At 52.5% G+C, this 13,115-nt stretch carries 13 protein-coding genes; 9 read left to right on the forward strand and 4 right to left on the reverse strand.

Going from position 1 to position 13,115, the window contains the following annotated elements; translation table 11 throughout:
* Positions 1 to 160: 160 nt before the first annotated feature.
* The 8 genes from LLG96_11795 (at position 161) to hisF (ending at position 7,482) form a co-directional block, all read left to right on the forward strand.
* Positions 161 to 1,213 carry an FAD-dependent oxidoreductase gene (locus tag LLG96_11795; protein ID MCE5250893.1) on the forward strand — a complete coding sequence of 351 codons (1,053 nt, stop codon included), beginning with the start codon at positions 161 to 163 and terminating at the stop codon, positions 1,211 to 1,213.
* 115 nt (positions 1,214 to 1,328) lie between these two features.
* Positions 1,329 to 1,832, forward strand: coding sequence for a hypothetical protein (locus tag LLG96_11800; protein MCE5250894.1), 504 nt, complete (start codon positions 1,329 to 1,331; stop codon positions 1,830 to 1,832).
* Positions 1,763 to 2,845 carry a KpsF/GutQ family sugar-phosphate isomerase gene (locus tag LLG96_11805; protein ID MCE5250895.1) on the forward strand — a complete coding sequence of 361 codons (1,083 nt, stop codon included), beginning with the start codon at positions 1,763 to 1,765 and terminating at the stop codon, positions 2,843 to 2,845. The genes LLG96_11800 and LLG96_11805 overlap by 70 nt, the downstream gene beginning before the upstream one ends.
* Before the next feature lie 87 nt (positions 2,846 to 2,932).
* Entirely contained in the window at positions 2,933 to 3,853 is a 921-nt protein-coding gene (locus LLG96_11810) for a lysophospholipid acyltransferase family protein (GenBank protein ID MCE5250896.1), read from the forward strand.
* A 5-nt stretch (positions 3,854 to 3,858) separates the two neighbouring features.
* The gene (gene lptC / locus LLG96_11815; protein MCE5250897.1) at positions 3,859 to 4,440 is read left to right on the forward strand and encodes an LPS export ABC transporter periplasmic protein LptC; all 582 of its coding nucleotides are present in this window, start codon (positions 3,859 to 3,861) and stop codon (positions 4,438 to 4,440) included.
* Between the two features lie 7 nt (positions 4,441 to 4,447).
* Positions 4,448 to 5,650 (forward strand): hypothetical protein, encoded by a 1,203-nt coding sequence (locus LLG96_11820; protein ID MCE5250898.1) that lies wholly within the window; start codon positions 4,448 to 4,450, stop codon positions 5,648 to 5,650.
* A gap of 276 nt (positions 5,651 to 5,926) precedes the next feature.
* Positions 5,927 to 6,646 (forward strand): LPS export ABC transporter ATP-binding protein, encoded by a 720-nt coding sequence (gene lptB, locus LLG96_11825; protein ID MCE5250899.1) that lies wholly within the window; start codon positions 5,927 to 5,929, stop codon positions 6,644 to 6,646.
* A gap of 71 nt (positions 6,647 to 6,717) precedes the next feature.
* Positions 6,718 to 7,482, forward strand: coding sequence for an imidazole glycerol phosphate synthase subunit HisF (hisF, locus tag LLG96_11830; GenBank protein ID MCE5250900.1), 765 nt, complete (start codon positions 6,718 to 6,720; stop codon positions 7,480 to 7,482).
* Between the two features lie 182 nt (positions 7,483 to 7,664).
* On the opposite strand, the gene LLG96_11835 is transcribed toward hisF, so the two are convergent.
* Together LLG96_11835 and LLG96_11840 are read right to left on the reverse strand one after the other, a co-directional pair.
* Positions 7,665 to 8,288, reverse strand: coding sequence for a histidine phosphatase family protein (locus tag LLG96_11835; GenBank protein ID MCE5250901.1), 624 nt, complete (start codon positions 8,286 to 8,288; stop codon positions 7,665 to 7,667).
* Positions 8,289 to 8,636: 348 nt separating this feature from the next.
* Positions 8,637 to 8,945: a hypothetical protein gene (locus tag LLG96_11840; protein ID MCE5250902.1), complete on the reverse strand. Its 309-nt coding sequence runs from the start codon at positions 8,943 to 8,945 to the stop codon at positions 8,637 to 8,639.
* A gap of 395 nt (positions 8,946 to 9,340) precedes the next feature.
* Here LLG96_11840 and LLG96_11845 point away from each other — a divergent pair, with 395 nt between their 5' ends.
* Entirely contained in the window at positions 9,341 to 10,240 is a 900-nt protein-coding gene (locus LLG96_11845; GenBank protein MCE5250903.1) for a cupin domain-containing protein, read from the forward strand.
* Between the two features lie 219 nt (positions 10,241 to 10,459).
* Here LLG96_11845 and LLG96_11850 read toward each other — a convergent pair whose 3' ends face one another.
* Both LLG96_11850 and LLG96_11855 read right to left on the reverse strand, forming a co-directional pair.
* Positions 10,460 to 12,709: a GAF domain-containing protein gene (locus LLG96_11850; GenBank protein MCE5250904.1), complete on the reverse strand. Its 2,250-nt coding sequence runs from the start codon at positions 12,707 to 12,709 to the stop codon at positions 10,460 to 10,462.
* 30 nt (positions 12,710 to 12,739) lie between these two features.
* Positions 12,740 to 13,075 (reverse strand): hypothetical protein, encoded by a 336-nt coding sequence (locus LLG96_11855; protein MCE5250905.1) that lies wholly within the window; start codon positions 13,073 to 13,075, stop codon positions 12,740 to 12,742.
* Positions 13,076 to 13,115: the final 40 nt, after the last annotated feature.

A 13,115-nucleotide genomic window follows, 5' to 3' on the forward strand; every position in this document is an offset into this window, starting at 1 on the left:
TTGTGATAAACACCATTTACGTGGATATAAGCTGTCAAGGGTCGGCACGAAGTGCCGATTTACATGCCCTTGACAGTAACAAAACAACACATTTCGTTATAGGGCTCGTGAAAAATATACTTTTTCACAGCCCTCTTAAAAGAAAAGGTATTGTACCGTCATGTACAGGAGAAATCCCGTATCACCGGAAGTAAAGACCTTTACCATGGGTAAGCTGAACGGTCTGGTTGATGTCATTGAGACGGCTGCTCCGCCAAAAACCGAGCCGAAACCGGAAAAAAAGGGAATTCCCCGGCATGGTTCTTATGATGCCATCATCATCGGCGGCGGACCCTCGGGGATGACAGCCGGAGTCTATCTTGCCCGTAAACGGATCAAAACCCTGCTCATCAGCCCCGACCTGGGCGGACAGGTGCTCTGGACATCCTCGATCGAAAATTACCCGGGCTATGATGTCATCTCGGGCTGGGACCTCGCAACCCATTTCCGGGAACAGCTCGAAGAGCAGGAAATCGACATTCTGAACGGCGACAGTGTTGTCTCCATGCAGATAACTTCGGAAGGCGGCATGGTAAGCACCGAGCAGGGAGGCAAATATACGTTCAGGGCTCTTATTGTCGCTTCGGGGAAACGGTCGAGGCCGCTCGATGTCCCGGGCGAGCAGAAATTAAAGGGGAGAGGCGTTACTTACTGCGCCACCTGTGACGGTCCCCTGTACCGCGGACAGGAGGTGGCTGTTGTGGGCGGGGGCAATTCGGCGCTCACCGCGGCGATAGACCTGCTCAATCTCGGCTGCATGGTTCATCTGGTCAACACCATGCCGACACTCCAGGCTGACGCTGTTCTTATAGAGAAAGCCCGTAATTCAGAAAAACTGAGAACGTATCTCGAGTCTGACGTTGTGGAAATACTGGGTAATACGGAGGTCACCGGGATTACCGTTCATGATCTCGCCCGCGACACCACCCTCACACTTCCGGTTACCGGTGTATTTATCGAAATCGGTCTGTCCCCCAATTCTTCGTTTGCAAAGGGAATCCTCACCATGAACGACAATGATGAGATCATGGTAAATTGTCTTTGCCAGACTAATATTCCCGGTATTTTTGCCGCGGGAGATGTGACATCCGTCCCCGACAAGCAGATCATCATAGCCGCGGGAGAGGGAGCGAAAGCGGCCCTCGGTGTCAGCGATTATCTCATGAAAAAATGACCATGGTGTTTACCATGATGATTCGATCCGGTTGTACTATTCCGGTTGTTCCCGGTTATGATAATCTTTATATTTGTCATATGATATTACTTTCGGATGCCTGGAAGCTGCTGCCGTGAACGTTTTCTTCCTTCACCGTGATCCGGTTATGTGCGCCCGGTATCACTGCGACCGGCATGTGGTTAAGATGCAGCTTGAAGATGCGCAGCTTCTTTCGGTCGCGGTGCGGAAATGCGGTATTGATGCGGGATACAGGCTTACCCATGGCAACCATCCCGCCGTGGTGTGGACACAGGCTTCCATCGGGCACTGGCTGTGGCTGCGGTCGCTCGCGTTTGAGCTCGAAAAGGAATGGCGGTTCCGTTATTCGCATCCGGAGGAGAAAACACACAAATCCGTCGATGTCGTCCGTCAGCTTCCGGTGCCTCCGCTCCCTGAACGGGGGTGGACCGACCCGCCGCCGATCATGGACGGGAAATACATCACCGGGGGAGATTCCATCGCGTCGTACCGAACCCTGTACCGCGAAGACAAGGTGCGGTTTGCGACATGGAAAAGACGGCCGGCGCCGGGATTCATGAAGGGTGCAAGTGTAAGACAGACAGCAGAAAAGCTTTAAATCAGGTACTCTATACAGAGGAAAAAGATGTGAGCAGGGAAACAGCGGTCAGAGTGCTCAGAACCGAAGCCGAGGCCGTGCTCGGTATCATCGGGCACATCGGCCCGGAGTTTGACCGGGCGGAAGAGCTTATTGCCGGAGCACAGGGGCGGATAATCGTTTCGGGTATGGGGAAATCGGGGATCATCGCGCGCAAGATAGCCGCAACATTCTCGAGCATCGGGATACCGGCCTACTTCCTCCATCCCGTGGAGGGCGCTCACGGCGACATCGGAACGGTCATGCGTGGTGATGTGGCCGTCATCGTGTCGAAGAGCGGGGCAACAGAGGAACTTACCGTTCTACTCAACCACCTGAAACGTCTCGGTATACCGATCGTAGCGCTGACCGGCAACACCTCGTCGAGTCTTGCGGGGGCCGCCGATATTGTGCTCGATGTCTCGGTTGCGTGCGAGGCGTGTCTTATTAATGCGATTCCCACCGCATCGACAACAGCGGCTCTTGCGATGGGGGATGCACTCGCTGTGAGCCTGTTCGAGCGCAAGGGGCTGAGCGAAGAGGATTTTGCGGCGCTCCATCCCGGGGGTACAATCGGGCGCAAGCTGACCTGCCGTGTCCGCGATCTCATGATTACCGGGAGTGATCTTCCGCTTGTGGACATCGAAGCGCCCATGAAGGAAGTGCTCGAAATCATGAGCGAGAAAAAACTCGGAATCGGGGTAATCACCGAGGACAGTAAACTCGCCGGGGTAATTACCGATGGCGACCTGCGCCGTCTCCTCCAGAGGGTCGAACGCCCGCTCGAAATAAACGCCCGTGCAGCCCTGGCGCACTCCGGCCGTGATAAAGCCCCCCGAAGCAAACCCCTCACCATCGATCCTGATGCTTATGCCGCACGGGCGGTCAGCGTTATGGAAAAGCACATAGTCACCTCGCTCATCATTGTCGATGAACACGATGCCCCGATCGGACTGGTGCGGTGGATCGATCTGTCCCTGGCCGGGGTCGTATAACTCCGGGAAGATGACGATCATGACACTCTGCATACTTAAGCATCACCATAATATGGCGAAAATGTCCCGGCGGGGAGAACGTTAACAGTGACATGGCGTGCTGTAATAAGACGGTTCAGAAGAGACGGAGCATATTGCCTCATACTCATATTCGTGTGGTTTTTCCGGCTCATTCCGAGAAAAATGGCAATTGCGATCGGGTCGCTTTTAGGCTGGATCGCCCCTTTTTTTGCGAGGAAAGAGCTCCGGCTTGCGAAAGAGCATCTCTCCATGGCGTTCGGTTCCGAAAAGGACCCCCGTGAGATAAACCGTCTGGCGCACGGGATGTTCCGGTATCTTGTCCTCAATTTTGTCGACACGGTCCGGCTGAATGCCATGAAACCCGATGAGATCAAGGCTATGTGTATTCCGCATGACATTGACAGGTACGAAAGGCTCATGGAAGCGGGAAAGGGAGTTATCGGGCTTTCCGGACACATGGGGTGCTGGGAATTAATGGGAACATATCTTGCCCTGTTGGGTTTCCCGGTCGATGCTGTAGCGAGAAAACTCTATGATCCCCGTCTCGAACGGTTATTGATCAGGTCGCGTGAACAGGGCGGTATGAATGTCATTTCCCGGGGGGAGAACACACGGGAGATACTCCGGGCAATCAAGGGTGGACACCTCATCGGAATGCTCGTCGACCAGGATATGAATATAAAAGGAGAATTTATCGAGTTTTTCGGTCGCCCGGCGTATACGGCTGTGGCTCCGGCATTTCTGTCGCTCCGTTATGGAGTGCCCATCATTCCTCTGTTCACGTGTCGTGACAGTAATCATTATCATCACATTTATGCCGGCGAACCGTTGCACATTGAACCGACCGGAGATATGGAACATGATGTGCGTGAACTCACCGCCCTCTGTTCGAAGGCCACCGAGGACTTTATCCGCGAGTATCCGGAACAGTGGGTGTGGTTTCACCGGCGGTGGAAAACGACGCCAACGCCCGAAAATGAAAAGTGAGTATGATGCCGTTTACGGATAGTACAGAAAAAAATACCCGATGTATCGCATTCCTGATTCTGGCGGGATTACTGGCCATGGGATGTGAAGAAGAAAAACCTCCCGTGACGGTCAGGAGTGACCTTCCCAACCAGCAGTTCTCCGATGCGCGTATCGTCATCACGGAAAAGGGTGTCACCTCCGCAATTGTGTCGGCTAAGCATGTGGACGTATTCGAGGACAGGAATTATACCGTCGTAAACGACAGTATCTCAATACAGTTTTTCAATAAAGAGGGAAAGCGTGCTTCCACTCTTACAGCCCGCCACGGAGAAGTATGGGGGCTGTTCGAGCAGGTTGACAGCCTCAAGGCGACAGGGGATGTCGTCATCGTATCCGACGAGCGGAATGCTAAAATGGAAACACAGGATATTCGCTGGATCGCTGCGTCACACAAGATATTTTCCGACAGCAGAGTCCGGCTTTCGACCGAAGACGCTGTCGAGGAAGGTATTGGATTTGAGGCTTCTGACGACCTCAAGACCTATACCATGAAAAATGTCACCGGCGAAATCACACGGGAAGAACTTGCCATTCCCGAAAGGTAAATGCCGTATGAGAAGGTTGAGCCTGTTTCTTGTATTACTCGCTGTTCTCTGTGCGGTTTCTGTTTTCGGCCAGATGGAAGAGAAAAAAACGGCGCAGGCAGTAACCAGACGAAGCCTCGTATTTTCAGCCGACACAACAGAGTATTCTTTCGGGAATGATTCGTTTGTGAAGAGTTATTTCGGGCATGTCAGGGCAATACAGCAGGATGTGGAGCTCCGGGCGGATGTTGCGCTCTACCTGAGCGCCGTCGCGGAAGCCCGTTTCTATGGCGGCGCCATGTTCAAGGATTCGCTGAGAACGCTCAACGCCGATACGCTCATCTATTTCTACAACCGCCGTGAAGCGCTCGCAATCGGGAATGTCATCGTTACCGAAAAAGACCGGCTGTTCAAATCGGGCCGTGTCAGGTATCAGAAGGACCTCCGGCTTGTCGAGGCATCCGGGGGAGTGTATGTGCACGATGATTCCGTCCGGGCAACTGTATTCGGCAGGGAAGCCGTTTTCAACGATTCGACGGGGTACGGCGCAGTCATGGGATCACCCGTGCTGACCCGTGAGGATGAGGCCGGTAGCATCATAACCGTCACATGCAGCGACACGCTCGAAATCGACAAGGAACGGAAGGTTGTCCACCTCTGGAAAAACGTGATGTTACGGAAAGACAGTCTCGATGTTGGTTCGGAGTACGCGCAGTACGATGATAAGGACGAGACGGTTATCCTTTCGGGTTCCCCTGTGGCCAGGCATGTGGCGCGTTATTCCCCGGACGATGCCGTTTCCGAGGTACGGATGCTCGGCACGGTTACCGGTGACAGTATGCGGGTTTTTCTCAGCAACCGTAAGATTTCCTCTGTTGATATTATCGGTACCGCCCACAGCGCGACTGTCTCGACCGACACAACCGGGGCGGTCTATGACGAGAGCATTATTGACTGCGCTTCAATGCGTCTTTTGATGAAGGATAATTTTGTGTCGCTCGTTACTGCCGAAGGGACTGCAAGCAGCTATTACCATAAAACACGTCAGCCGGGCAAGCAGAAGTTTGTGAACGAAGCCGAAGGGGATACTATCTATTTCTATTTCGACGAAGGAAAGGTTTCGCAGATGCGAATTACGGGCAGAGGCGGCGCCGGAGCTCGCGGAAAGTACTACGGGTATAAGGTTAAACCCGATTCGACGGCAAAAGACAGCATGGACACGGCACATTGAGTGAAAATTAAGGCACAAGGCACAAGGCATAAGGCATAAAGAAAAAACAATACTTTTTCTAATACAATAAGGGCATTTTATTGTCGGAGTCTTCTTAACACCTTATTAATGGATACGTTCAGCAGTGTCCGGTTATAATTGAAAGAATGCAGGGGACAGGTCCCATCCTGTCCCTGCCCGGAACTTTGGATTACAGGGGTGATCATGACAGACGCTGTAAACAGTGAGACACCGCCGCCCGATGAGAACGGTCAGAACCCGGCACCCCGGAACGGCATGGTTCTCCGCACGGAAGGGCTTGTCAAGCGGTTCAGCAAGCGGACAGTCGTAAAGGGTGTTTCTATCAATATTCATCAGGGCCAGATCGTCGGTCTTCTGGGACCGAACGGAGCAGGCAAGACGACGACATTCCGGATGGTTGTCGGCATATATTCACCGAACAGGGGGAATATTTATCTCGATGACAGGGTCATCACCGGAATGCCCATGTACAAGAGGGCGCGCCTCGGAATCAATTACCTGCCCCAGGAGCCGTCCATCTTCAGGAAGATGACGGTCGAAGACAACATCATGTCCATTCTTCAGACCATCGGCCTGAGGCGGAAACAGCGCCGTGAACGCCGTGACGAGCTTCTCGAAGAGCTTGGCATCGCTCATGTAAGGAAAAACATGGCATACAACCTGTCCGGCGGGGAGCGCAGACGGGTCGAGATTGCCCGCGCGCTCGTGACAAGCCCCAAGTTCATTCTCCTCGACGAGCCCTTTGCCGGTATCGATCCCATAGCGGTCGAGGATATACAGAACATCGTTGCGGAGCTCAGAACCAAGGGGCTCGGGATACTCATCACCGATCATAATGTCCGGGAAACCCTCGCCATCACCGACCGGGCGTATATTATCGCGGACGGTGAAATACTGACCGAGGGAAACTCGGAATTTCTGTCCAACGATCCCGAAGCCCGCAAGATATACCTCGGCGAGAAGTTCAGGATGTGATGTCCTGCGGTCAAAAAGTCATCGATTGTTATCAATATAACCATCTGGAACTTATGAAAGGAAACGAATCCATGAATTACCGGAGAATTATTCCCTGCCTCGATGTGAAGGATGGCCGTCTTGTCAAGGGTGTGCATTTCGTCGAGCTCAAGAATGTCGGAGACCCTGCTGAAAATGCCGCCGTGTACAGCGAGGCGGGTGCAGATGAGCTCGTGTTCCTCGACATCACCGCGACTGTCGAGAAACGGAAAACCCTCGTCGATGTGGTGAAAAAGACCATTGAACGTACCTCCATACCACTGACCGTCGGCGGAGGCATAGGGAGCATTGAAGGCATCGAGGAGCTTGTCGATATCGGCGTTTCACGGGTTTCGATCAACACCGCCGCTGTGAAACGGCCGGAATTTGTCAAAGAAGCCGTCCGTACATTCGGAAGCGGAAAGGTTGTGATTGCCATTGACACACGGTCATCTTCCGGCGTCCCTTCGGGATTCGAGGTCATGATAAACGGCGGCAGAACGCCGGTCGGCATCGATGCGGTCGAATGGGCGAAAAAAATGGAGGATTACGGTGTCGGGTCGATCCTTCCCACGAGCATGGACGCGGACGGTACACTTGCCGGATATGACATCCCGATGACGCGGGCCATTGCGGACGCCGTGAAAGTCCCCGTGATCGCATCGGGCGGCGCCGGGACGCTCGAACATCTTTACGAGGCCATAACCGAAGGACACGCGGACGCCGTCCTTGTCGCATCGATTGCGCACTTCGGAACCTTTTCCATCAGGCAGATGAAGGAATTCCTGGCCGGTAAGGGATTACCGGTGAATCTGTGAGATAATCCGGGGTAATGAGGTTGGGAATTTGCCCCCCTTCGATACGGGTAGTTTCGCCGAAAGCGGCAGGAGAGATTATTTCCCATATGGATGATGAGTTTGCTGCATTTCAAAGATAAAAAGATTTTAAAAACAATAAATCCGCGTATATCCGTTTTCTATTGAATATTAAGATAGATTGGTTACGTGTTTTCCATGCGGTATTCGCCGAGATGTCCGGTTTCGTTCGCGGCAATGAGCTTCCAGCCCCCGTCTTCCCTTGCGAGACGGTGAATGCTTCCGAGCTCGATAGGCTGGTTTGAAAGATCGTGGAGCGGCCTGTCGAGCAGCGCCGAAAGAACTCCCCTGATGACCCCTTTATGGAGAACGGCGAGAATGGGCAACTCGGACCTGTTGAATACATCGATTGCGGCTGTGCGGATTCTGCTGAAAAATTCGGGCTTGTAGTCACCGCCGGGAAAGCGGCCTTCCGTTCCGGCTTCCAGATACGCCCTGTAGATGTCGGGATCACGGGCGACGATTTCATCCCTGGTCAGACCTTCCCATTCGCCGAAATGAATCTCACGGAAATCGTCTATGACAAGAATCTCCGGCCCCCGTCCGTCAAAAACGATGGATGCGCTCTCACGGGCTCTCCGGAGAGGGCTCGTTATCACCGTTCTGAACGGATACGTTCTCAGGGCATCGCCGGCGCGTTTCATCTGGTTTATTCCGATATCGCTCAGAGGTATATCGGTCGAGCCGTAAAACCGGATGGATGACTGGCCGGACGTTTCTCCGTGCCTGAGCAGAATAAGGTCGCACATGATTTCACCATGGTATTGCTTCAGTGATTAAACAGTGACATCGGAAGATGTCATGCCGAACTCGTTTCGGCATCTATTCCAGATGTCGGTATCATTATGTATTCGCCGGAGCAATATTTCAAGGAATAAGAGGGCTGTAAAAAATGTCTTTTTCACACGCCCTGTAATGAAATGTGTTGTTTTATCGCTGTCAAGGGTATGTAAATCGGCACTTCGTGCCGACTCTTGACAGCATATATCAACATACGTGGTGTTTTTCACAAGACTTATAATGGGTTATCGGGAATACGTTGCCGCCGGGGATTACCGATTTTACTATCAGCCCGGTATATGAAAATATCACCGGAATTACTCGACTTTTTCGATTTTCCAGTCATACCCGTCTTTATAAAAGAGGTATGTAACGGTGATGATCTTTGTTTCCGTTCCGATCGAGCTTGTCGTAATTTTATAAATGACCGGCCAGGCGGGGATTCCTTTCGATGTTTTCGTTTCTTTCCCGAATTTGAATTCCCACTGTATCGGCGAAAAGCCTAAATTCCTTTTGAGCGCAAATTCAATGTCGGACTGTGTCGGCTGGGAACTGCCCTTGGTGACATAGAATACAACGCCAAAGGCAAGAGCAAGAACGATTACTACGGCAATGAACAGTTTCATACTATACCTCGATTTTCGATCGGCCTTTCATGTTAAAAATGATCGGGTGGAACGGGATAACTGATTGTCAATAATAGGGTTTAAAAATAAAAAAAGAGCTCTTCTACGAAAAAAGGTTTACGTCGCCACGTAAACCCTTAATAAATAATTATTAATGGGGATCGTTGAAGCGATGGATACCCCGCTTTCCAACTTCTGCTTCCATAACCAATAATGTGTAATATAGTATATTTTTTTTAATTTCATAATGGTTTCCGGTCATATCCGTTTTGGCGCTTTGTGGATAATTGTTTATGTTTATGAGAAAAATGGTTATGTATCCCCGTTATATTATATTACATTACAAGGATTCATGGTAACAGACACCGGGAATCATATCACAAGGAGGTTTTCTGATGGTTCACAAGTCTTTTATGCTCTGTATCATCCTCTTTCTCGCAGTGCCGGTTGTGGCATTCTCGCAGGCGGATCACCCTTACGGCATGCTTGATCCGAAAGCGTATACACCGGGAGAGGACCCCGACCCGAACATGTTCGTTGCCAACTGGCGTGATTCCATGCCGATTGACCTGAGAAGCGGCCTGATCGTGCGTGAAATCCTCACTCAGCTCGAGGGCGGGGACGACCTGAAACCCACCCGTAAAGGCGCGGTGCTCACAACGATTAAATCGGTCGGTTTCGCCACGATCGAGCCCCGTGTCACCACGACTCCCTATGCCAACAAGGACGAACAGGAGCTCTTTTACATCAATTCCGGTGAGGGAGTTATCAAGTCCGGCGGTAAATCGTTTACTCTGCGCGAGGGCAACGGCGTGGTCGCGCCTCCGGGAGTCGAGTACACCATGTCCGCGACATCCGTAAACGAGCCGCTCACCATGTACCGCGTCGTGGAGCCCATTCCCGAAGGATTCACGCCGAAAAAGGAAATCGCCGTCACCGACGAGTACACTCATCCCGAAGCCATGACCGTTCACTGGGCCAATATCGACAGGGGTGTGCTCGGCAGGAGAGACGGCACCGCGGTCATGGGAGGATTCACCGCGGTCAAGCTCGATCCCATGACCATGGCTCAGCCTCACAGCCACCAGAAAGGAGTCGAGGAAGTCTGGATAGCGCTGAAGGGCGATATCACACTGCTTCTGGGCAAGCATCTCTTCAAGTTTCCCGCCGGATCGGCATACAAGGTGCCGGAGAACAGTATCTGCGCCCATGCGAATATCAATGCGTCCGACAAGCAGGTCAAGCTCCTCCACATGATGCATGTGCCCGAGGGAGCTGTCAGGAAACTCAAGTAAATGAGAGGAAGCGGACAGGATTTACAGGATTGATGATAAAAAAACCGGAACAAAAAAAGAATTGATTTTTAGACAGGATTTACAGGATTAACAGGATTTGAACAGATAGAAAAGAAAAGGGCCGGACGGCTTCGGGGAAGCTACCGGCCCTTTTTGTTTGATAAGGTAAAGATAATCCGTGTCAATACGTGGTTAAATGAATTTTTCAAATCTCCCCCCTCACTTCGATGTCATCTTCCACACGCCGTCCCAGTCGCCGCACGGCGGATTATCTTTCAGGAGGCAGCACCGGTCGATATACATCTGGGTGAGCTTGTCCTGCGGATTGAGCCTGAGAGCTTCGGAAAATGCCTTCATCGCGCCGTCCCACTTGCCTTCGCGGTACTGCCCTAAACCCTCGGTGAAGTAGTTCACGGCGCTCATGAGGTTGGGAAACGTCTGATCGTCGTGGTAGTCGAGCACCTCGTGGATGCTGACCGGCTCCGTCTTCCCCTTGACCACGACGCGGTCTATTTCACGGGTGCGGTAGGTGCCGCGCAGTTTACGGTAGGTGTTGTCGCTGATGAGAATGCGCGCGAAGTACTGTTTGCAGGCGCTTTCGAGCCGTGAGGCCAGGTTCACGCCGTCCCCGATGAGCGTATAGTCCATTCGTTTCGGCGAACCGATGTTACCGGAAACCACCATGTCGGTGTTGAGCCCGATGCCGATATTGACCGGTTTATGACCGTCCCCGGCCCGTATGATGTTCCATGCGTTGAGGTCCCTGATCATCGAGATCGCGCCGCGGACAGCCCGGTCTTCGTCGTCGCTGTGCGGGATCGGCATGCCGAATGCCGCCATGAGCGCGTCGCCGATGAACTTGTCGAGCATACCGCCCTCGCGGAGAACGCAGTCCACCATAATGGTGAAATACTCGTTCAGCAGGCTCACCGTTCCCTGGGCTCCGAGCTCTTCGGTCAGAGTGGTAAAGCTCCGTATGTCGGAAAAGAGCACCGTGACCACCGTGCTCTTGCCACCGAGGATATCCTCGCCCTTTCCGAGGAGCTGGTCGGCAAGACCGGGGTCCATGTACCGCGACATGGTGGACTTCATGCGCTTTTCGCTGGAGATATCCTCGATCATGATCATGGTGCCGAGTTTTTTCTGCTCGATGCTGATAAGAGGAAGGATGGTTACATTCACCGATAATTTTTCCTCTCCGATCATGAGGTCTGCATCCATGGTGACATCGGATGTCTGGGTTTCCTCGACCCGGGAGATTTTTTCAAGGAGCCATGTGTTGGATTCGGTGAAGAATTTTTCGTAATGATTGTCGAGAATATCCTCCGGCCTGATGCCCATGATACGGTACCCGGCGGAATTGCACGTGATGATTTTACCGTCCTCGCTCAGGGTCATCACGGCGTTCGACATGCTTTCGAGTATGCCTTCGTTGTAATTCTTCATGTTCTGGATGTCATCGAAGAGTTTCGCATTCTCGAGGGCAATGGACACCTGGGCGGTAAACGCCTTGAGCCGCGATTCGTCCTCGTCGGTGAACGGCCCGCCGCGCCTGTTGAGCACCTGGGTGACCCCGATGATTTTTCCGGCCTTGTTTATTACCGGAGTGCAGAGTATGGACCGGGTAAAAAACCCCGTCTTCTTGTCGAACGACGGGTTGAATCTCAGATCGGCATAGGCGTGCGGGATATTGATCGTTTTCCCCGAGGTGAACACGTTCCCGGCGATTCCGAGGTGGTTTGGCAGCCGTATCTGCTGGGCGCCGAGACCCTCGCCGACTCTTGAAAAGAGCTCGTTCCGCTTCTCGTCGTTGAGGAAGAGTGTCGACCGCTCCGCATTGAGCATTTTTGTCGCCTGGGCCATCACTTTCTGGAGGAGCGAGCCGAGATCGATTTCCGATGTTATATCGGAGACGACATCGACAAACTCCATTTCCTTCGCACGGTTTTTTTCCAACTGTTCGATGAACTGCGCGCTCTGGAGCACCACCGCTGCCTGGGTGGTCATTGAGCCCATGATTGTCATATCGTCTTCGGTGAACTGGCCTTCTTTTTTGTTCAGCGCCTGGGCGACTCCGATAATATCGCCCCGGGCTGTTCTGATGGGAACGCAGAGAATGGACCTGGTGACATAACCGGTCTGTTTGTCGATATCGGGATTGAAAAACTCGTCTTTGTATGCATCGTGGACAATCCTGCCCTGCCCGGAGGTAAAGACATGGCCGGCGACTCCGATGTTGTTCAGCACCCTGATCTCGCGTCTGAAATTTCCCTGGGCAACGCGGGAATACAGTTCGCCGGTTGAGCTGTCGTTCAGAAAAATAGTCCCCCGCTCCGCGTTCAGCTCGATTGTGGTGATTTCCACGAGCTTCGAAAGCATTTCATCGAGCGTCTCAAACGCGGCGAGTGTCCGGGAGATATCGAGCAGCATCTCCATTTTCTGGAGTTTCAGCTGTAATTCTGATTCCATCGAAGGGTGCCCATGACTGGATTGTGACGGTTAATGCGCCCCGGAGCCGCTATTCTCGAGTTGCTCCCGAAGGGCTGCTATCATCTGTTTCAGCTGGTTCTTTTCGTCATTGTATTCACGTTCGAGGTCCTGAATTTTAGTTGCGTGTTCCATCCTGATTTTTTCCATCTCCGTACGCATGGCGCCGATAGCCGCCCTGAGCTGGGAGATTTCATCGTTCGCCGATGACAGAGCGCTCTGAATGTTCGACTCGTGTTCGATCTTCTGCTTTTCCATCGCCTCACGTAATGCAACTATGGTTTCTTTGAGGTGACGGTTTTCCGCCTGTGTGATGAGCAGCTCGTTATTTTCGGATTCGGATTTCATGGTTTTTTCTTGATGATCGTTTACACTGAAACGGCCCGGT

The sequence above is a fragment of the bacterium genome, from assembly GCA_021372535.1.
GTDB lineage: Bacteria > Latescibacterota > Latescibacteria > Latescibacterales > Latescibacteraceae > JAFGMP01.